General features: G+C 61.7%; 22 protein-coding genes and 1 pseudogene. 7 read left to right on the top strand and 16 right to left on the bottom strand.

Annotated elements, in window-relative coordinates:
• The first annotated feature begins 10 nt into the window (after positions 1 to 10).
• Entirely contained in the window at positions 11 to 1,291 is a 1,281-nt protein-coding gene (serS, locus tag JBO08_RS09220) for a serine--tRNA ligase (RefSeq protein WP_065881892.1), read from the top strand.
• Positions 1,292 to 2,686 carry a siroheme synthase CysG gene (gene cysG / locus JBO08_RS09215; protein WP_065881894.1) on the top strand — a complete coding sequence of 465 codons (1,395 nt, stop codon included), beginning with the start codon at positions 1,292 to 1,294 and terminating at the stop codon, positions 2,684 to 2,686.
• Between the two features lie 104 nt (positions 2,687 to 2,790).
• On the opposite strand, the gene JBO08_RS09210 is transcribed toward cysG, so the two are convergent.
• From JBO08_RS09210 to tusD, 6 genes are all read right to left on the bottom strand, one after another.
• Positions 2,791 to 3,786, bottom strand: a complete 996-nt coding sequence (locus tag JBO08_RS09210; RefSeq protein ID WP_065911000.1) for a glutathione S-transferase family protein — start codon at positions 3,784 to 3,786, stop codon at positions 2,791 to 2,793.
• Positions 3,787 to 3,874: 88 nt separating this feature from the next.
• Positions 3,875 to 4,858 (bottom strand): glycosyl transferase family protein, encoded by a 984-nt coding sequence (locus JBO08_RS09205; RefSeq protein WP_175406000.1) that lies wholly within the window; start codon positions 4,856 to 4,858, stop codon positions 3,875 to 3,877.
• A gap of 14 nt (positions 4,859 to 4,872) precedes the next feature.
• Positions 4,873 to 5,208 carry a TusE/DsrC/DsvC family sulfur relay protein gene (locus JBO08_RS09200; RefSeq protein ID WP_065872081.1) on the bottom strand — a complete coding sequence of 112 codons (336 nt, stop codon included), beginning with the start codon at positions 5,206 to 5,208 and terminating at the stop codon, positions 4,873 to 4,875.
• Positions 5,205 to 5,483, bottom strand: coding sequence for a sulfurtransferase complex subunit TusB (gene tusB, locus JBO08_RS09195; protein ID WP_065881903.1), 279 nt, complete (start codon positions 5,481 to 5,483; stop codon positions 5,205 to 5,207). Before tusB ends, JBO08_RS09200 begins: the two co-directional genes overlap by 4 nt.
• Entirely contained in the window at positions 5,483 to 5,833 is a 351-nt protein-coding gene (gene tusC, locus JBO08_RS09190) for a sulfurtransferase complex subunit TusC (protein WP_065872083.1), read from the bottom strand. The genes tusB and tusC overlap by 1 nt, the downstream gene beginning before the upstream one ends.
• A 1-nt stretch (position 5,834) precedes the next feature.
• Complete coding sequence (gene tusD / locus JBO08_RS09185) at positions 5,835 to 6,227, bottom strand: sulfurtransferase complex subunit TusD (RefSeq protein WP_065911001.1); 393 nt, start codon at positions 6,225 to 6,227, stop codon at positions 5,835 to 5,837.
• Between the two features lie 157 nt (positions 6,228 to 6,384).
• Between tusD and JBO08_RS09180 the strand changes: the two genes are divergently transcribed.
• Positions 6,385 to 7,566, top strand: coding sequence for a CaiB/BaiF CoA-transferase family protein (locus JBO08_RS09180; protein WP_065881905.1), 1,182 nt, complete (start codon positions 6,385 to 6,387; stop codon positions 7,564 to 7,566).
• A gap of 92 nt (positions 7,567 to 7,658) precedes the next feature.
• Here JBO08_RS09180 and JBO08_RS09175 read toward each other — a convergent pair whose 3' ends face one another.
• Both JBO08_RS09175 and JBO08_RS09170 read right to left on the bottom strand, forming a co-directional pair.
• A complete protein-coding gene (locus JBO08_RS09175) occupies positions 7,659 to 8,153 on the bottom strand; it encodes a SprT family zinc-dependent metalloprotease (protein ID WP_065872224.1) in 495 nt (164 codons plus the stop codon).
• Between the two features lie 128 nt (positions 8,154 to 8,281).
• Positions 8,282 to 8,884, bottom strand: coding sequence for a Yip1 family protein (locus JBO08_RS09170; protein ID WP_065872086.1), 603 nt, complete (start codon positions 8,882 to 8,884; stop codon positions 8,282 to 8,284).
• Between the two features lie 364 nt (positions 8,885 to 9,248).
• Between JBO08_RS09170 and ttcA the strand changes: the two genes are divergently transcribed.
• Both ttcA and JBO08_RS09160 read left to right on the top strand, forming a co-directional pair.
• Positions 9,249 to 10,073: a tRNA 2-thiocytidine(32) synthetase TtcA gene (gene ttcA / locus JBO08_RS09165; protein ID WP_220074159.1), complete on the top strand. Its 825-nt coding sequence runs from the start codon at positions 9,249 to 9,251 to the stop codon at positions 10,071 to 10,073.
• Between the two features lie 67 nt (positions 10,074 to 10,140).
• Positions 10,141 to 10,812 carry a DNA-3-methyladenine glycosylase I gene (locus JBO08_RS09160; RefSeq protein WP_065872088.1) on the top strand — a complete coding sequence of 224 codons (672 nt, stop codon included), beginning with the start codon at positions 10,141 to 10,143 and terminating at the stop codon, positions 10,810 to 10,812.
• Between the two features lie 88 nt (positions 10,813 to 10,900).
• On the opposite strand, the gene JBO08_RS09155 is transcribed toward JBO08_RS09160, so the two are convergent.
• Genes JBO08_RS09155 through arsC form a run of 3 tightly spaced genes read right to left on the bottom strand, consistent with a single transcriptional unit; the run spans position 10,901 to position 12,268 of the window.
• A complete protein-coding gene (locus tag JBO08_RS09155; RefSeq protein ID WP_065881909.1) occupies positions 10,901 to 11,320 on the bottom strand; it encodes a DUF2069 domain-containing protein in 420 nt (139 codons plus the stop codon).
• Positions 11,304 to 11,918, bottom strand: coding sequence for an NAD(P)H:quinone oxidoreductase (wrbA, locus tag JBO08_RS09150; protein WP_065872090.1), 615 nt, complete (start codon positions 11,916 to 11,918; stop codon positions 11,304 to 11,306). Before wrbA ends, JBO08_RS09155 begins: the two co-directional genes overlap by 17 nt.
• The gene (gene arsC / locus JBO08_RS09145) at positions 11,915 to 12,268 is read right to left on the bottom strand and encodes an arsenate reductase (glutaredoxin) (protein WP_220074160.1); all 354 of its coding nucleotides are present in this window, start codon (positions 12,266 to 12,268) and stop codon (positions 11,915 to 11,917) included. Before arsC ends, wrbA begins: the two co-directional genes overlap by 4 nt.
• 115 nt (positions 12,269 to 12,383) lie before the next feature.
• Between arsC and JBO08_RS09140 the strand changes: the two genes are divergently transcribed.
• Positions 12,384 to 12,845 carry a TlpA disulfide reductase family protein gene (locus JBO08_RS09140; RefSeq protein WP_049712698.1) on the top strand — a complete coding sequence of 154 codons (462 nt, stop codon included), beginning with the start codon at positions 12,384 to 12,386 and terminating at the stop codon, positions 12,843 to 12,845.
• Between the two features lie 112 nt (positions 12,846 to 12,957).
• On the opposite strand, the gene JBO08_RS09135 is transcribed toward JBO08_RS09140, so the two are convergent.
• The 4 genes from JBO08_RS09135 to JBO08_RS09120 all read right to left on the bottom strand — a co-directional run bounded on the left by JBO08_RS09135 (position 12,958) and on the right by JBO08_RS09120 (position 17,792).
• Positions 12,958 to 13,362: an META domain-containing protein gene (locus tag JBO08_RS09135; protein ID WP_065890780.1), complete on the bottom strand. Its 405-nt coding sequence runs from the start codon at positions 13,360 to 13,362 to the stop codon at positions 12,958 to 12,960.
• Positions 13,359 to 13,799, bottom strand: coding sequence for a hypothetical protein (locus JBO08_RS09130; protein WP_065872093.1), 441 nt, complete (start codon positions 13,797 to 13,799; stop codon positions 13,359 to 13,361). Before JBO08_RS09130 ends, JBO08_RS09135 begins: the two co-directional genes overlap by 4 nt.
• A 71-nt stretch (positions 13,800 to 13,870) precedes the next feature.
• Positions 13,871 to 14,860, bottom strand: coding sequence for a 2-hydroxyacid dehydrogenase (locus JBO08_RS09125; protein ID WP_220074161.1), 990 nt, complete (start codon positions 14,858 to 14,860; stop codon positions 13,871 to 13,873).
• Positions 14,861 to 15,038: 178 nt separating this feature from the next.
• Entirely contained in the window at positions 15,039 to 17,792 is a 2,754-nt protein-coding gene (locus JBO08_RS09120; protein ID WP_065881915.1) for a response regulator, read from the bottom strand.
• Positions 17,793 to 18,130: 338 nt separating this feature from the next.
• Between JBO08_RS09120 and JBO08_RS09115 the strand changes: the two are divergent.
• Positions 18,131 to 18,670 (top strand): annotated as a pseudogene (locus tag JBO08_RS09115) (sensor histidine kinase); the annotation flags it as partial.
• Between the two features lie 44 nt (positions 18,671 to 18,714).
• Here JBO08_RS09115 and JBO08_RS09110 read toward each other — a convergent pair.
• Positions 18,715 to 19,230, bottom strand: a complete 516-nt coding sequence (locus JBO08_RS09110; RefSeq protein ID WP_012724913.1) for a DUF2062 domain-containing protein — start codon at positions 19,228 to 19,230, stop codon at positions 18,715 to 18,717.
• Positions 19,231 to 19,333: the final 103 nt, after the last annotated feature.

Raw genomic sequence — 19,333 nt, 5'->3', positions numbered from 1 at the left:
AGAGACCGACATGCTCGATTCCAAACTGTTACGTAGCAACCTTCAGGACGTAGCGGACCGCCTGGCATCCCGTGGCTTTGCCTTGGATGTCGCGCGCATCGAAGCGCTGGAAGAACAGCGCAAGACCGTCCAGACCCGCACCGAAGCACTGCAGGCTGAGCGTAATGCGCGTTCCAAATCCATCGGTCAGGCCAAGCAGCGCGGCGAAGACATCGCGCCGCTGATGGCGGATGTCGAGCGCATGGGCACCGAGCTGTCCGACGGCAAAGTCGAGCTGGACAAGATTCAGACCGAGCTGGATTCGATCCTGCTGGGCATCCCTAACGTGCCGCATGAGTCTGTGCCGATTGGCGAAGACGAAGACGGCAACGTCGAAGTGCGCCGTTGGGGCACGCCAAAAGCCTTTGATTTCGAGATCAAGGACCACGTTGCCCTGGGCGAGTTGACCGGCGGCCTGGATTTTGAAACTGCCGCCAAGATGTCCGGCGCACGCTTTGCCTTGCTGCGCGGCCCGATCGCGCGCATGCACCGTGCCCTGGCGCAGTTCATGATCAACCTGCACACCGCCGAGCATGGTTACGAAGAAGCCTACACCCCTTACCTGGTGCAGGCGCCGGCGCTGATGGGCACCAGCCAGCTGCCGAAGTTCGAGGAAGAGCTGTTCAAGATCAGCCGCGACGGTGACGCCGATCTGTACCTGATCCCGACCGCCGAAGTGTCGCTGACCAACATCGTGGCGGGCGAGATCCTCGACGCCAAGCAACTGCCGTTGAAGTTCGTGGCTCACAGCCCGTGCTTCCGCAGCGAAGCCGGTGCATCGGGTCGTGACACTCGCGGCATGATCCGCCAGCACCAGTTCGACAAGGTCGAGATGGTGCAGGTCGTCGAGCCGTCGACGTCCATGGAAGCCCTGGAAGGCCTGACCGCCAACGCCGAACGCGTCCTGCAACTGCTGGAGCTGCCGTATCGCGTGCTGGCGCTGTGCACGGGCGACATGGGTTTCAGCGCCGTGAAGACCTACGACCTCGAAGTGTGGGTGCCGAGCCAGGATAAATACCGCGAGATTTCGTCGTGCTCCAACTGCGGTGATTTCCAGGCGCGTCGTATGCAAGCGCGTTTCCGTAACCCGGAAACCGGCAAGCCGGAGCTGGTCCACACCCTCAACGGTTCGGGCCTGGCCGTAGGCCGTACGCTGGTGGCGGTGCTGGAAAACTACCAACAGGCTGACGGTTCGATCCGCGTGCCTGAAGTGCTCAAGCCTTACATGGCTGGCGTCGAGGTCATCCGCTAAATGGAATTTCTGCCGCTGTTTCATAACCTGCGCGGCAGTCGTGTGTTGGTCGTCGGTGGTGGGGAGATTGCCTTGCGCAAATCCCGGCTGCTGGCCGACGCCGGTGCGGTGTTGCGGGTGGTTGCTCCCCAGATCGAAGACCAGTTGCGTGAGCTGGTGCAGGGCAGTGGCGGGGAACTGATGTTGCGCGGTTATCAGGAGGCCGACCTCGACGGTTGCACCCTGATCATCGCGGCAACGGACGACGAGCCGCTGAACGCGCAAGTGTCCAGCGATGCCAAGCGTCGTTGCGTGCCGGTCAATGTGGTGGATGCGCCGGCCTTGTGCAGCGTGATCTTTCCGGCGATTGTCGACCGTTCGCCTTTGGTGATCGCGGTGTCCAGCGGCGGCGATGCGCCGGTGCTAGCGCGCCTGATCCGCGCCAAGCTGGAAACCTGGATTCCTTCCACCTACGGTCAGTTGGCCGGGTTGGCGGCGCGTTTTCGTGCCCAGGTCAAAGGCTTGTACCCGGATGTGCAGCAACGTCGCGCGTTCTGGGAAGAGGTGTTTCAAGGCCCGATTGCCGATCGCCAGCTGGCCGGGCAGGGGGCTGAAGCCGAGCGTTTACTGATCGAAAAGGTCAACGGAGCGCCGCCTTATGCGCCGGGTGAGGTTTACCTGGTGGGCGCAGGACCGGGTGATCCTGACCTGCTGACCTTCCGCGCCCTGCGCCTGATGCAGCAAGCCGATGTGGTGCTGTACGACCGCTTGGTAGCGCCGGCAATTCTCGAGCTGTGCCGCCGTGATGCCGAGCGCGTGTACGTCGGCAAGCGTCGCGCCGACCATGCTGTGCCGCAAGATCAGATCAACCAGCAACTGGTTGACCTGGCCAAGCAAGGCAAACGCGTGCTGCGCCTCAAAGGTGGCGATCCATTCATCTTTGGGCGAGGTGGTGAAGAGATTGAGGAACTGGCAGCCCACGGCATCCCGTTCCAAGTGGTGCCGGGGATCACGGCGGCCAGCGGTTGCGCAGCGTATGCGGGTATTCCGCTGACCCACCGCGACTATGCGCAGTCAGTGCGATTTATCACCGGGCATTTGAAGAACGGGACGTCTGACCTGCCTTGGCAGGATCTGGTCGGGCCATCGCAAACCCTGGTGTTCTACATGGGCTTGATTGGTTTGCCGATCATCTGCGAACAGCTGATCAAGCATGGGCGGGCAGCGGATACCCCCGCAGCCTTGATCCAGCAGGGCACCACGTCCAACCAGCGTGTGTTTACTGGCACGCTGGCCGACTTGCCGCGCATGGTGGCGGAGCATGAAGTGCATGCGCCGACACTGGTGATCGTCGGTGAAGTGGTGATGTTGCGTGAGAAGCTGAAGTGGTTTGAAGGCGCCCAGGCACAGGTTTAAGCCTTAAAAGCATCGCGGGCAAGCCCGCTCCCACAGGGGATTGCATTCCAATGTGGGAGCGGGCTTGCCCGCGATGGTGCTTCAAAGCCAGCTCATAATTCGGATCAGTTCCGGACACCTTTGCCGCTCAAACGCAGCCGATCATGCTGTGCATCAAACACCTGCAACGGCCCCTTCGGCACAACCCCTGTCGGATTGATCGTCCGGTGGCTGGCGTAGTAATGCCCCTTGATATGCTCAAAATCCACCGTCTCAGCCACACCTGGCCACTGATACATCTCCCTCAGCCAATTCGACAGATTCGAATAATCCGCAATCCTGCGCAAATTGCATTTGAAGTGGCTGTAATAGACCGCATCAAAGCGAATCAGCGTGGTGAACAGGCGCACATCGGCTTCGGTCAGGTGCTCACCGGCCAGGTAGCGATGATTGCCTAGATGCTGTTCCAGGTGATCCAGTTCGGCAAACACATCATCAAACGCACTTTCATACGCCCGCTGCGAAGTGGCAAAGCCTGCGCGGTACACGCCGTTGTTCACGGCGGGATAAATGCGCTCGTTCAGCGCGTCAATGGCAGGGCGCAGCGCTTCGGGGTAAAAATCCAGGGTGTTGCCGGTCATCCCGTTGAACGCGCTGTTGAACATGCGGATGATTTCCGCCGATTCATTGTTCACGATGCGCTTCAGCTTTTTGTCCCACAGCACCGGCACGGTGACGCGCCCGGTGTAGTCGGCGGTGTCGGCCGTGTAGCGTTGGTGCATGAAGGCGAAATCGTCGAGCGCGTCGCCGGTCGAGCCGTGGGCCTTGTCGAACGTCCAGCCGTTTTCCAGCATCAACCAACTGACCACGGACACGTCGATCAAGCGTTCGAGGCCCTTGAGCTTGCGCAGGATCAGGGTGCGATGGGCCCACGGGCAGGCGAGGGACACGTAGAGGTGGTAGCGACCGGCCTCGGCCTTGAAGCCGCCTTCGCCGCTCGGGCCTGGCGAACCGTCGGCGGTCACCCAGTTGCGGCGTTGCGCCTGTTCCCGTTGGAATGCGCCGTCTGCGCTACTTTCGTACCACTGGTCTTTCCAGCGTCCTTCAATCAGCAAACCCATGACTGGCTCCTCTGCTATTAAGCGTTGGAGGCCAGTCTAAAGGGCTGAGTTCGATTTAAAAGCGCAAAGACTGCAGGTGAATGATCGATTAAATCGATTTATCCCGCGCGTCCCAGTATTGCTGGGCCACCACGAACGCCTGTTCACGTGAGTGACCCAAGCCGCGCAAGGCCAGGGCCATGGTGGCGATCAGGGCCAGTTGTGGGTAGCTGTCTTCGACATCCCCGCGCCACACGGCCTTCAGGTGTTCGGGTTCCAACGTGGCAGGTTTGACGTGGCGTTGGGCGGAGAGGGCGGGCCATTCCTCGTCCCAGCTTTCGCCACCGGTGGTGCCGTACAAATGGCTGGCCGAGTCGGGGTTGATCTCGATTTCGCCGCCATCGCCCTTCACGACAATCACATTGTCGCCGAGCAAGCCGCTGGCATCGCGGTGCACGCCCTGGTAGCCGGGGTGGAAAATGCTTTGCAGGCCAAGCCGCGCATTCAGCGGGTTGAGCAGGCGCGCCAGGGAATGGATCGGTGAGCGCAGGCCCAGGGTGTTGCGCAGGTCGATCATGCGCTGCAACTGCGGCGCCCAATCGCCCAGTGGGATAAATGCCAGGTTGCCTCGCTCATAGGCGGTCTCCACCTGCTGCCAGTTACGGCACAGCGGAATCTCCAACGCTTCCACTAATTGCTCGGTGTACAGCCGCCCCGCCGTATGCGCGCCGCCGCCGTGCATCAGGATGCGCACGCCATTTTGTGCCAGGCACTTGGCGGCAAGCAGGTACCACGGCAGGTGACGCTTCTTGCCGGCGTAGGTGGGCCAGTCGACATCCACGTTCAGCGCCGGGGCGTTGAGGCGTTCGCGCACGGCTTCGGTGAAGCCGGCGAGTTCTTCCGGGCTTTCTTCCTTGTGGCGCAACAGCATCAAGAAGGCGCCGAGCTGGGTGTCTTCGACTTTTTCGTCGAGCAGCATGCCCATGGCTTCGCGGGCTTCCTCGCGGGTGAGGTTGCGCGCGCCGCGCTTGCCTTTGCCCAGGATGCGCACGAACGGCGCAAACGGGTGCTCGGCAGGGGTTTCAAGGGTCAGCGGGGCAAAGTCGGTCATAAGCAATTCGTCGGCCTGGGCAGGCCCGCCAGCTTGGCGGCGAGTTTGGCGGGAGTGCCGTTGAACAGTTTGTTGAGGTGCAGGCTGTTGCCCTTTTCCGGGCCCAGCTTCAAGGCGGTGTACTTGATCAGCGGGCGGGTGGCGGGCGACAGCTGGAATTCGGCGTAGAACTGGCGCAGCAGCTGGAGGATTTCCCAATGGTCCGGGGTCAGCTCCAGCGTCTCAGTGGCGGCCAGGGCGATTGCCACCTCATCGGACCACTCGTTCAGGTCAACGAGGTAGCCGTCCTTGTCCAGTTCCAGGGTGCGTGCGCCGACGGTCAGGGTGTTCATAGCCAGGTGTTGACCTTGTCGTAGTCGATCGACAACTGCACGAAACCTGGGTAGTCCACGCTGTCGGCCCAGTCCGGCAGAGGCAAATGGCGCGCCTGCATGTCTTCGGCCAGCACAAAGACCTTCACGCCCTTGGTTTGCAGCGCCGGGTTGTGCAGCGCGTAGGCGCCATCGCCGCAGAGCAGGATGGCGTCCTTGGCGCCACAGATGCGCAGGCAGCTGTCGAGGCGGCTATCGGTAAACGGGGAGTGGGAAACCACATGCAGAGTCGACATCAGAGGGTCATCACCTGGTCGTAACGGTCAATCAACTGGGAGATCGCTTCGCTGTCCAGCGGCTGGGCGCTGGCGGGCGGCGCGAGGCCGCGCTCGGCCAGGCTATGGCGGCAGGCAAATACGTCATCGATGCCAAAAAGGCCCAATGCCTGCAAGTTGGCGCTGAGGTCTTTTTGCTGCACGGCCTTGGCATCCTGGTGCGGCGCCAGTTGGAACACGCCGTCATCAAGGAACAGCAGGCCGATCGGTAGATCGAAGGCGCCACCGGCCAGGACGATATCCAAGGCTTCCCGGGCACTCGGCCCGGACCATGGCGCCTGACGGCTGATCACCAACAAGGATTTGGACATGTCACGGCCCTCCAAAGCAGATCAGGCGGTCAGCGGCCTGGGCGGCGTCATGCAACTGACCCAGGCCCGACAGCGCCCACGGTGCATCCAGGTTCACCGCGCTGCGTTGATAGCGCGCGGCTTCCTCCTGGTTAAGCACGCCACGGCGCAAGGCGGCAGCGATGCACACCACACCGTCGAGTTGGTGCTGGCTGACAAACTCACGCCATTGGCGGGCAATGTCTTGCTCATCCTGGGGCGCAACGATGTTATTGGACGCGCTATACACGCCGTCCTGGTAGAAAAACAGCCGCACAATCTCATGCCCGCCGGCCAACGCCGCTTGGGCGAACAGCAGGGCACGGCGCGAAGAGGGCGCGTGGGCGGCGGAAAACAGTGCAATCGCGAACTTCATGGAACACTCTGCAAGCAAACGTGGGGCAATGATAAAGCCGCTGCCACGAAAAAGCCCGCCGTGATCAAAACGGTCACTGTTGGTGACCGTTCCGGCGATTGCCGGTAAGCGCAAGGCTGCCTAGTCTGTGTGCATTCAAAACAAAAATGGAGTGCCCATGTCAGGTCCCTTGGCGTCCCTCAAAGTGTTGGATTTTTCCACCTTGCTGCCGGGCCCGTTTGCATCGTTGATGCTGGCGGACATGGGCGCCGAGGTGCTGCGTATCGAATCGCCCACGCGCCCGGACCTGCTGCGGGTATTACCGCCCCATGATCAGGGTGTTTCGGCGAGCCATGCCTACCTCAATCGCAATAAGCGCAGCCTGGCGCTTGACCTCAAGCAGCCTGAAGCGCTGGAGATCGTGCGGGCGTTGGTCAAGGCGTACGACATCGTGCTCGAACAGTTCCGGCCAGGGGTGATGGAACGTCTGGGCTTGGGGTATGAGGCGTTGAAGGCGATCAACCCAAAGCTGATTTACGTGTCTATCACCGGTTACGGCCAGACCGGGCCCTATAAGGACCGCGCCGGGCACGATATCAATTACCTGGCACTGGCCGGCGTGGCCAGCTACACCGGTCGTGCCGACAGCGGGCCGCTGCCGTTGGGCGTGCAACTGGCGGACGTGGGAGGAGGGTCGCTGCATGCGGTGGTGGGGTTGTTAGCGGCTGTTATCGCCCGACAGCAGAGCGGGGTCGGCCAATACCTGGATGTGAGCATGACCGACTGCTCGTTCAGCCTGAATGCCATGGCCGGCGCGGGTTACCTGGCGTGTGGGGTGGAGCCGGAGTGGGAGAGCCATGTGCTTAACGGCGGGAGTTTCTACGACTATTACCGCTCGCGGGAGGGGCGCTGGATGGCGGTGGGCAGTTTGGAGCCAGGGTTCATGCAACAACTCTGTGAAACGCTGGGACGGCCGGAGTTGGCGGCACAAGGCTTGTCGCCCAGGCCGGAGCAGCAAAAAGCCCTTAAGCAGGCGCTGAAAGTCGAGTTTGAAAAGCGTAGCTTCGAAGAGTTGTGTGAGTTGTTTGCTGGGGTCGACGCCTGTGTCGAACCGGTGCTCAGCCTGAGCGAGGCAGTGGAGCATCCGCAGTTAAAAGCGCGCGAACTGATCAGCCAGGTGCCTCGGGGTGACGGTTCGACCCAGGCGCAACTGGCCTGCCCGTTGAAGTTTTCCGAGGGGGTGCCAGCGCCTCGGCATATCGGAGCTGCAGTGGGGGCGCACAGTGATGAGGTATTGGCGGAGTTGGGGCTTAGTGCTCAGCGGATAAGCGAGCTGCGACAGGCTAAGGTGGTTGGGTAGCCTGAGCTGACGCTATCGCAGGCAAGCCAGCGCCCACATTTGATAGGCGGCGCGGTCAAAGTGTGGGAGCTGGCTTGCCTGCGATGAGGCCCTCACTCCACCCGAGTTTCCCCGGTAAACACCAACGTCTGCCGACACCGCCGACACAAATACCGCCGCCCCTGCGCCACCATACCATGTCGCTGCGACGAAAACGGAAAGTCGCTATCGGCACACGGGCATCGGTAAATATAGCGAGTCACCTGGCGACGCTTCACCTCATACGTGTGGCAACGGTCAGGCGGCAGTTCGTAAACCCCGCGCATGATCAATTGCCATTCCTCGCCATGGGGCTGAATGCGCTCGCCGAACAATTGGTGGGCGATCAGGTGCGCCACTTCGTGGGCCACGGTCTGTTTCAGGAAATGCTGGCTGTTTTCACGGTACAACTGTGGGTTGAAGCGCAGCAGGTTCTCGTGCAAATGCGCGACACCGGCCTTCTGGCCCCGCAGCTTGAGGCTGACCTGGGGGCGTTTGAAGCTTCGTTTGAAAAAGGATTCGGCTTGTTGGAAACAATCTTCGACGCGGGTATTGAGTTGCTCGGGCATGCTGTACATATCTCCAGAGACCCCCAGTATGCCGCAAAGCTGAGTGTTTCCGAATCTGTCAGGCGCCGAATGGTCATGCATAACGCACAAAGCCACCTTGCGGTGGCCTTTCCTACGGTTTAATCGGATCAGTTGGTATAGATCGGCCCTACGCCGAGGCCCCAGACAATCACGGTAAACGCCATGATCGCCACCAGTACCACTAGGCCTACGGCCAGCACCGAGCTGGAAAACAGGAAACCCTCATCCGGGTCGATGTTCATGAAGGTCGGCAGCCCCACGTACAGCAGGTACACCGTGTAGCAAATCGCCGCCGTGCCCACGACCATGCCCAGCCACATATGTGGGTAGAGCGCCGCCAGCCCGCCGATAAACAGCGGCGTGGCGGTGTAGGTGGCAAACGCCACGCAGCGCGCCATGCTGGGGTTGGCGTCGTAGGTACGCGCCATCCAGTGGATGAACGCGCCCATCACCGCCACACCGCCAAGCATGGCGGCGTAGGACATGAGCGTCATCCACAGGGCGCTTTCCTGGGTCAGCATCACTGGCGAGCGGTTGCCGATGACCCAGCCAACCTGGGTGGTACCGATAAAGGCTGATACGGCGGGGATCGCCGCGAGAATCAGTGTGTGAGTGAGGTACATGTGGCTGATGCTTTCTTCTTTATCGCCACGAATTTCCCGCCATTCCTGGTCGGGATGGGTAAAAAGCCCCACGACGTGATGGATCATGCCGGTCACTCCTGTCGTTATTGCCATCGCCCCCCATCGGAGCGCCCACGGGCCAAATGGCCTCAAAGGTCCCGGATAGCTGTGCGACCTCTAGTCGCAGTATAGGAAGAGATGCCCGGAATAACTGTAGGGCCTTTAGAGCAAATTGCGCTGTAAACATTGGGCTTAATCGCGGTGAGGTCTGTCAGGCGCCACTCGGTCGACTGTGGGAGCTGGCTTGCCTGCGATGGCGACCTGTCAGAAACCGATACGTTAACTGGCCCACCGCTATCGCAGGCAAGCCAGCTCCCACATTGGAACTCGGTCGCTCATAACGGTAAAATACCCGGCTTTTCGTCACACACCTCCAGCGGATCCAAGCGCCATGGGCACTCTTACGGTCAACCAGAACAAACTGCAAAAACGCCTGCGTCGCCTGGCCGGTGAAGCGGTCGCCGATTTCAACATGATCGAGGACGGCGACAAGGTCATGGTCTGCCTCTCCGGCGGCAAAGACAGCTACACCTTGCTTGATGTGCTGCTGCACCTGCAAAAGGTCGCGCCGATCACGTTTGAGATCGTTGCCGTCAACATGGACCAGAAACAACCGGGCTTCCCCGAGCATGTGCTGCCGGCCTACCTCAAGGCGTTGGGCGTCGATTACCACATCGTCGAAAAAGACACCTATTCGGTGGTCAAGGAACTGATCCCGGAAGGCAAGACCACCTGCTCGCTGTGCTCGCGCCTGCGCCGTGGCACGCTGTACACCTTCGCCGATGAGATCGGCGCGACCAAGATGGCCCTGGGTCATCATCGCGATGACATCGTCGAAACCTTCTTCCTCAATATGTTCTTCAATGGCTCGCTCAAAGCCATGCCACCCAAGCTGCGCGCCGATGACGGGCGCAACGTGGTAATCCGCCCGCTGGCGTATTGCAACGAGAAGGACATCCAGGCCTACTCCGACCTCAAGCAATTCCCGATCATCCCGTGCAACCTGTGTGGCTCCCAGGAAAACCTGCAGCGCCAGGTGGTCAAGGAGATGCTGCTGGACTGGGAGCGCAAGACGCCCGGTCGCACCGAAAGCATCTTCCGCAGCCTGCAGAACGTGCAGCCGTCGCAGTTGGCCGACCGCAACCTGTTCGACTTCACCAGCCTGAAAATTGATGAGAGCGCCGCTTCGCGCTTCGTTAATGTTGTGAACCTCTGAGCCTATTCAATGCTCTGACACACGGCGCTCGCGGGCGCCGTTTTCAATTCGAATCCCAGGAGAGGGCATGCGCGATTACAAGTGGCTGCACGAATATTGTCTGAACCGCTTCGGTTCGGCGGCCGAGCTGGAAGCCCACCTGCCTGTACCCAAGACCCCGGCGCAGTTACGCAAGATCAGTGATGACCGCTACCTGTCGACATTGGCGCTGCGGGTATTTCGCGCGGGTTTGAAGCACAGCGTGGTAGACGCCAAGTGGCCGGCGTTCGAGCAAGTGTTCTTCGGCTTCGATCCGGAAAAAGTCGTGCTGATGGGCGCCGAACACCTGGAGCGGTTGATGCAGGACACGCGAATCATCCGCCACCTGGGCAAGCTCAAGAGCGTGCCGCGCAATGCGCAGATGATCCTCGACATTGAGCAGGAGAAAGGCAGCTTTGGTGCGTTTGTCGCCGATTGGCCGGTGACCGATATCGTTGGGCTGTGGAAGTACCTGAGCAAGCACGGCCACCAACTGGGCGGGCTGTCAGCGCCGCGCTTTTTGCGCATGGTGGGCAAGGACACGTTTGTGCCGAGTTATGACGTGGTCGCGGCGTTGAACGCGCAGAAAATCGTCGACAAGGCGCCGACCAGCCTGCGCGACCTGGCGGCGGTGCAGGGGGCGTTCAACCAGTGGCATGCCGAGAGCGGCCGGCCGATGTGTCAGTTGTCGATGATGTTGGCCTATACGGTGAATCATTGAGACCGAGGTGAGGCCATCGCAGGCAAGCCAGCTCCCACAGGGGAATGCATTCCAAATGTGGGAGCTGGCTTGCCTGCGATAGCGGACGTCAGGCCGGCAAAGGACCTGCCGCCAACCGCCGATTCAACTGATGCCGCCACCGCACGTACAACAACGCCGTACAAAACACCGCCAGGCTCGCCAGCATCTCCAACACCCCGAACCACTGCCGGTTCGGGTCGTACGCCGCCAGCGCGCCTTTGATGAAATACAGGTTCACCACAAAACACATCCACGAATGCCCGCGCGCGCTGCCTTGCAGCATGCCGGGCGCCAGCACCAGCAGCGGCACCAGTTCGATCAGCAGGATCACCCACGGCCGCGCGCCGTGCAGGTCGGCGACGAACAGGTAGTAAACGCAGAGCAACCCCACCAAGCCCAAAAACGCCAACAGGCTCAGCGTGCGCGCCACCTTGACCCGTGGCGCCAGCCACGCCTGGGAGGGCAGGACCTTAGGCTTCCTGGCCACGGCCGTTCTCCAGCAACCTAGCGGTTTTAGCCAGGCGCAGGCCCAAGGCGCGGCACAGCGTGATTTCGTGTTGATCGAGCATGCGCTTGCCGTCAGGCCCGGCATGGTGGCTGGCGCCATACGGCGTGCCGCCGCCTTGGGTGTCGAGCAATGCCTGTTCGCTGTAGGGCAGGCCGGTGATCAACATGCCGTGGTGCAACAGCGGCAACAGCATCGACATCAGCGTGGTTTCCTGGCCGCCATGCAGGCTGGCGGTGGAGGTAAACACCCCGGCCGGCTTGCCGACGAGGGCGCCGGTGAGCCACAGGTTGCTGGTGCCGTCGATAAAGTACTTGAGCGGCGCGGCCATGTTGCCGAAGCGGGTCGGGCTGCCCAAGGCCAGGCCCGAGCAGTTTTTCAGGTCATCGAGGCTGGCATACAGTGCGCCTTCGTCCGGAATGCTCGGCGCGACGGCTTCGCACTCGGTGGAGATCGCCGGCACGGTGCGCAGTCGGGCCTCCATTGCGCCTTGTTCGATGCCCCGGGCAATGTGCCGGGCCATTTCGCTGACCGAGCCGTTACGGCTGTAGTACAAAACCAGCACATACGGGGCACTCACGGCAGGATCTCCAGCACGTTCTCTGGCGGACGGCCAATGATGGCTTTATCGGTGGTTTCGAGGATCGGGCGTTCCATCAACTTTGGATGCTCGGCGATGGCGGCGATCAATTGCGCTTCGCTGAGGCTGGCGTCGGCCAGGTTGAGGGTCTTGTATTCGTCTTCGCCGGTGCGCAGCAGTTGGCGCGCGCTGATGCCCAGCTTGCCGAGCAATGCTTTCAGCTGCGCGGCGCTCAGCGGGGTTTCGAGGTAGCGCACCACGCTGGGCGTGAGGCCGCGGGCTTCGAGCAATTCCAGCGCACCGCGGGATTTCGAGCAGCGCGGGTTGTGATAAAGCGTCAGATCGGTCATGTGCGGGTCGCATCTTGCGTAAGGTGGCGGGTATTCTACCCGCGCTGCGGCCCGTCCTTAAACCGTAAGAGGCGATAGGTCGCAGTCAACGTTCATTTTTGCGAAGGATTACCCCATGACTAGGCGACTGATCGGTGCATTGGCGATCATCACAACCCTGCTGCTCAGCGGCTGCGGTAATGACTACGGCGTTGACCAGTATGGCCAGAAAGTGGCGGCCGAACGCTTGGACAAACAGTGGCTGGTGGTCAATTACTGGGCCGAATGGTGTGGCCCGTGCCGCACGGAAATTCCTGAACTCAATGCCTTGGCCGAACAGCTGAAGGCTCAGAACGTGGGGGTGTTCGGGGTCAATTTCGACAACGTGCAGGGTGAAGAGCTGAAAGCCGCCAGTGACAAACTGGGCATCAAGTTCACCGTGCTGGCGCAGAACCCGGAGGGGATTTTTGATATCCCGCGCAGCGAAGCGTTGCCGGTGACCTACATCATTGATGACAAGGGCAAGGTGCGCGAGCAGCTGATGGGTGAGCAGACGGCGGAAGGGGTGTTGGCTAAGCTCAAGGCTTTACGCGGCTGATTTGGTAGGCGCTGGCTTGCCTGCGATGCAGGCGACTCAATGTGTCTGTGGTACCGAGTCGATGTGATCGCAGGCAAGCCAGCTCCCACAGAAAAGCCAATCCGCAGTGAAATCAGCCTTCTTCCAGCCACAGGCGAATCGGCTTGCCCTCGGCCGGCCAGAAGCGCGTTTGGTCAATCGGTGAGATATCCCAGCGCTGCACCCCCTGCAGGGCCTGGAAGAAGCGGTGTTCCTGCTCCATCAAGGCTTCGGCGCACAGCTTGCGGGTGCTGCCGATCTTGCCGAAGCTGATCTTGTCGCCTTCGACGGTGTACGGCGCAAACCAGTGGTTGCAACCGCCATTGCCGTAGGCGCGGCCATCGGTGCCGAGGGTGACGGTCAGGTGCGCGTAATCCATCAACGGCCGCTCACCAATCCATTCCACCACGTAGCTATGATCCCGCTTGAGCTTGACCGCGTCCCCGGCGCAACCCGTCAGGGCCGCCCCGAGGGCGGCGAGCAAGAGCAGGCCTCTCATTGCGCGGCCTTTTGGCATTTCGGGCAGCGGTGCTTGTCGCCTTCGCTGGCCCAGCCCAACTCGGCAATGCGCGCGTTGGCGGCCGGTTGCAGGGGTTCTTTGGTCAGCTTGGTTTCCACCGCAAACTCGAACTCCAGCACCGCATCGCAGCTGTCGCAGTTGACCTTCCAGGTGTGAATCTCCAACTCGCCGAATTTCGGCCCCTGGGCCATGGCGACCCATTGGCCGGCCGGGCGGATGGAGTAGCGTGCGTCACCTTCGACGGTAAGGCGCATCGACAGGGTTTTACTGCCACGCAGGGTGACGATCAGCACGTCGCCATGCTTGATCGAACCACCGTTGCCAGTCACCTGGTAACGGCCCGGCACCAGGGCGCGGCATTCGATCAGGGTGTGTTGCGGGCTCAGCAAGCTGAAGCGGAAATCGTGTTCGGCCATGGATCCTCCAAATAGGCGCGGCATCCTATCACGGGTGCTGGCCTATCATGAGCCTGGTATGTGACCGCTGATCATCCTTCGACAAGGTTCTGCGCCCGGCCATCGGCCCATGCGGCAATGTTGGCCAAGGTGGTGCCGGCGATGGCCGCCAGGGCTTCGCGGGTAAGAAATGCCTGGTGCGCGGTGATGATCACATTGGGAAAGGTCAGCAGACGCGCGAGTACGTCGTCTTGCAGGGGCAGGTCGGAGCGGTCCTCGAAAAACAGCTGCGCTTCCTCCTCATACACATCCAGCCCGAGGTAGCCGAGTTGGCCCTCCTTGAGTGCCTCGATCAGCGCCGGGGTGTCGACCAACCCCCCGCGACCGGTGTTGATCAGCATCGCACCCGGCTGCATCTGTGCCAGGGAGCGGGCGTTGATCAAGTGTTTACTGTCGGCGGTCAGCGGGCAGTGCAGGCTGATGATCTGCGCTTGGGCCAGCAACTCAGGCAGGCTCACGTAGCGCGCCCCCAAGGCCAGGACCTGCGGGTTTGGGAAGGGGTCGTAGGCGAGCAGTTGGCAACCGAAACCGGCCATTATCTTGGCGAACGTCGCGCCGATCTGCCCGGTGCCGACCACGCCGACGGTCTTGCCCACCAGGTCGAAACCGGTGAGGCCATGCAGGCTGAAGTCGCCGTCGCGGGTGCGATTGTAGGCGCGATGCAGGCGGCGGTTGAGGGCGAGGATCAGTGCGACCGCATGTTCGGCCACCGCGTGGGGCGAGTAGGCCGGCACGCGCACGATGGTCAGGCCCAGGCGCTTGGCGGCGGCCAGGTCCACATGGTTGTAGCCCGCCGAGCGCAGGGCGATCAACCGCGTACCGCCCTTGGCCAAGTGCTCCAGCACCGCGGCGCTGAGGTCGTCATTGATGAAGGCGCACACCACTTCGTGATGCTCGGCCAGGGCCACGGTGTCGAGGTTGAGCCGTGCAGGCTGGAATTGCAGCGCCAGGCCCGGTGGCAGCGGTTCGCCGAGAAAACTGTCGCGGTCGTAGGTCTGGCTACTGAAAAGAATGACGCGCATTGGAATGCTCTCTGCACTAACTGACTGACTGAATAAATACATAAACCCTGTGGGAGCTGGCTTGCCTGCGATTACGGCCTGTCAGGCGACGGGGGTTTGGAAAGACCCAAAAGTAAGCGGCCAGCGTGGTTGACGGGGCGCCTGAGATTAAGATCAAAAGCAGATCCAAAGCGGAGCATTAGGCATTGACCCTTGCTTCACTCGCCAGCCGGGCAATCGCCATGTCCAGTTCGTCCAGCGCGTGCAGGGCCTTGGCGTCGTCCTGTTTGAGCAGGGTCTCGGCGCGGTGGCAGGCGGCACGCAGTTGCGGTACGCCGCAGTAACGGGTTGCGCCGTGCAGGCGGTGCACACGTTCGATCAGGGCGTTGTTGTCATTGGCTTCGCGGGCGATGGTGATGGCCAGGCGGTCGGCTTCCAGGGAGGCCAGCAACATGGCGAGCATGTCCGCCGCCAGGTCAGCCTTGCCGGCGGCCAGGCGCAGGCCCTCTTCATGGTCGAGCACCGGCAATTTCACGCCAGGGCCGAGGCCGTCCGTTGGGCGTTCCGGGCCTTGGTTACGCAGGGCCAGGCCGGTCCATTTCAACACCACTTGGGCCAGTTGCCGTTCGCTGATGGGTTTGGTCAGGTAGTCGTCCATGCCGCTTTGCAGCAAGGCGCGCTTTTCGTTGGCCATGGCGTGGGCGGTGAGGGCGACCACCGGCAATGGCGTGCCGCTGCGCTCGCTTTCCCACTGGCGGATCGCCTCGGTGCTTTGGCGGCCGTCCATGCCAGGCATTTGCACGTCCATCAGCACCAGGTCGAAAGTGTCCTGTTTCACGGCGTCGACGGCCGCATACCCGCTTTCCACTGCACGCACCCGCGCGCCCATGTCTTCCAGCAGGGTTTGGACCAGCAGCAGGTTCGCCGGGTTGTCATCCACGCACAATACGCGCGGCGCCCGGCTGGACAGCGGCTCGCCCGGTTCGCTGCGCGATGGCCGCGGGCTGATCAGGTCGGACAGCGCGCGGCGCAGCTTGCGCGTACACGCCGGCTTGGCCTGCAATTGGCTATTGGGGTTGGGTACGGACTGGTTGAACAGCATCTGTTCAGTGGTGGGGCACAGCACCAGCACCTTGCAGCCCAGGTGTTCAAGGTCCCATAGATGCTGGTTGAGGCGCTCGGGCGGGATGTCATTGGCGGTTACGCCAAGTACCGCCAGGTCAATCGCCTGATCGGTCTGATGGGCACTGGTGATGCCGTTGGTCAGGCTTTCCAGACTGTTGAACGGGGTAACTTCCAGGCCGCAGTCTTCCAACTGATGTTGCAGCGCCTGGCGCGCCAGTTCATGGTTTTCCAGCACCGCCACGCGACGGCCGAGCAGCGGCGCGCAAGGCAAATCCTCGACATCGTCACGGGTCTTGGGCAGGTTCAGGCTGATCCAGAACTCCGAACCTTCGCCCGGCGTACTGTCGACGCCGATTTCACCGCCCATCTGCTCGATCAGGCGCTTGGAAATCACCAGGCCCAACCCGGTGCCGCCGGGCTGGCGCGACAGTGAGTTATCGGCCTGGCTGAACGCCTGGAACAACGCGCGCACGTCTTGGCTGGACAGGCCGATGCCGGTGTCCTGCACGCTGATGCGCAGTTGCACGCTGTCTTCCTGCTCGTCCTCGATCATCGCCCTGGCCACGATGGTGCCTTCACGGGTGAACTTGATCGCGTTGCTGATCAGGTTGGTCAGGATCTGCTTCAGGCGCAGCGGGTCCCCGACCAGCGCCAGCGGCGTGTCGCGGTAGACGAGGCTGACCAGCTCCAGCTGTTTGGCATGGGCGGCGGGAGCGAGGATGGTCAGGGTGTCCTGCAGCAAGTCGCGCAGGTTGAACGGGATGCTGTCGAGCACCAGCTTGCCGGCTTCGATTTTCGAAAAATCGAGGATCTCGTTGATGATGCCCAGCAGGTTGTCGGCAGACTTTTCGATGGTGCCCAGGTAATCGAGCTGGCGTGGGGTCAGTTCGCTTTTTTGCAGCAGGTGAGTAAAGCCGAGGATACCGTTGAGCGGCGTGCGGATCTCATGGCTCATGTTGGCCAGGAACTCCGACTTGATGCGGCTGGCCTCCAGGGCTTCCTTGCGCGCCAGGTCCAGCTCGATGTTCTGGATCTCGATGGTTTCCAGGTTCTGGCGCACGTCTTCGGTGGCCTGGTCGATGCTGTGTTGCAGTTCTTCCTGGGCGTTCTGCAGGGTCTCGGCCATGCGGTTGATGCCCGACGCGAGCTGGTCCAGCTCCTGGCTGCCCAGCGCAGGCAAGCGGGTTTGCAGGTTGCCGTCCTTGAGTTGGGCCACGGCCTGCTTGATCTGGCCGATTGGCGAGTTGATCGTGCGGCTGATGCGCAAAGCCAATGCCGCGGTGCAGATCAAGCCGATGGCGATCAGCAGCAGGCTGGCGAACAGGCTGCGGTAGCCGCGCAGCAACATGCCGTTGTGGGAGAGTTCCACCTCGACCCAGCCCAGCAGGCGGTCGGCTTCATCCGGGATCAGGTCGCCCGCAAGGTTGCGATGACGACCAAACACCGGCAGCAGGTAGCGGGTGGCGTCATTGCCGGTGCGCTGCAACAAATGGGAACTGTTGCCGATGGGCGCCTGGTTGAGCATAGTCGGGCCCGCATGGGCCAGGGAGATGCGGTCCGGACTGAGGAACGCCACGGTGCGCACGTCCGGCTGCTCCAGGGATTGAGTGGCGATGCGCTCCAGCAGGTCGGTGTTGCGGGCGCTCAGGGCCGGCGCCACCAGCGGAGCCAATTGCTCGGCGATCATTTCGCCGCGTTGCAGCAATTGGGTCTGCAGTTCCGAGAGCTGCATCCAGGTGAAGTAGCCCCCCAGCAACGAGGCCATCAGGCTGGTCGGTAATAAGGTCAGCAACAGTACGCGGCCTTTTATCCCCATTCTTGTCAGCACGCTACTCTCCTGCTACCACATTGATATCTATGATCGGCACGGGCATCCGGCCCGCGCCACCTGCGCAGTGTAGCCATTTGCGCGGCGTGGAATCTTGCAAATTAATGACATACGGCAATCTTGAAGTCATTTGGCGCCCGGTGGCGATTGCCTGCGGCAAGGCAATCTTGAATAATCGGCCATTGAGAATGACTTGCAGATACTAATGAATCCCGCATCAATCGGCCTGCCCAGTATCCTGACCATCGAAGATGACACCCGTGCTGGGCGCCTAGGTCCATGAGTACCTGGGGCGCTGTGGGTTCCAGGTGACCTGGTGCCAGAACGGCCAGCAGGGCCTGCAGATGGCGCGGGACAGTGAGCAAGACCTGGCGCAACTGCGCGAGCGGTTGGGGCGTGAGATCGACGCCATGCAGCGCCTAGTCGAAGACAGCCTGCAACTGGCCTGGCTGGACACCGAGCGCGCGCCGCTGCCCCAGGAGGATATCCAGCTTCAGGCGTTATGGGACATGCTGCGCGAAAACGCGTGTTTTGAAAGCGATTGGCCGGCGTCGCGCCTGCCTTGCCTGCTAGGTACGGAGTGCTGGGTACGGGGCAACCTGAATGCGTTGGCCCAGGCCCTGGAAAACATCCTGCGCAACGCTATTCGCCATTCGCCTGTGGGCGGCGTGGTCAGCCTGGATGGCCGGCGTGAAGGGGATTATTGGCATGTGTGGCTGGAGGATCAGGGCGGCGGGATCGATGACGGGGACCTGGAACGGATCTTCGCGCCCTTTACCCGCCTGGACGGTTCACGCCCCGGCGATGGTGGCTTCGGCCTGGGCTTGAGCATTGCCCGCAACGCCGTGCAACGCCAGGACGGCAGCCTGTGGGCGTAAAACACCGGGCAAGGGCTGCGCGTGCATTTGCGCTTGCGGGCCTGCTAAGCGCGGCGTTGTTTGCGCTTTTTCCACTGATGGGCAACCCACCAGCGCCAATAGCCCATGGTCAGGCAGTAGGCGAGGGCGCCCAGCACCAGTCCCAATACCACTGAACCGAGCAGGAACGGCTGCCACAACGTACTCAGTTGCCCGCTGATCCATTCCCAGGTCAGGTCATCGGGCAGGCTGCGGGGTGGCACGTTCATCAGCCAGGCGCCGGTCATGTAGGTGCAGATAAACACCACCGGCATGGTGATCGGGTTGGTCAGCCACACCAGGCTGACCGCGATGGGCATGTTGCCGCGCACGGTAATCGCCAGGACGGCCGCCAGCAGCATCTGCAAGGGAATCGGGATAAAGGCCGCGAACAAACCTACGGCCATCGCGCGCGCGACCGAGTGCCGGTTGAGGTGCCAGAGGTTCGGGTCATGCAGCAATGTGCCGAGAAACTGTAATGACTTGTGTTCCCTGATACTGCTGGGGTCAGGCATGTACCGTTTGAATAAGCGCCGTGGCATAAGGGGTCCAGGTCAGTTCGAGGGGCAAGTATGCCCGCATTCTATAAACAGAAAATTCAGACTTTGTGACAAAACATCATAGGCAATGTCGGACGCCCGGCTA

Origin of the sequence: Pseudomonas sp. LAP_36 (genome assembly GCF_019456785.1) — a bacterium.
Lineage (GTDB): Bacteria > Pseudomonadota > Gammaproteobacteria > Pseudomonadales > Pseudomonadaceae > Aquipseudomonas > Aquipseudomonas tritici.
This window is presented reverse-complemented; position numbering and strand designations above follow the sequence as displayed.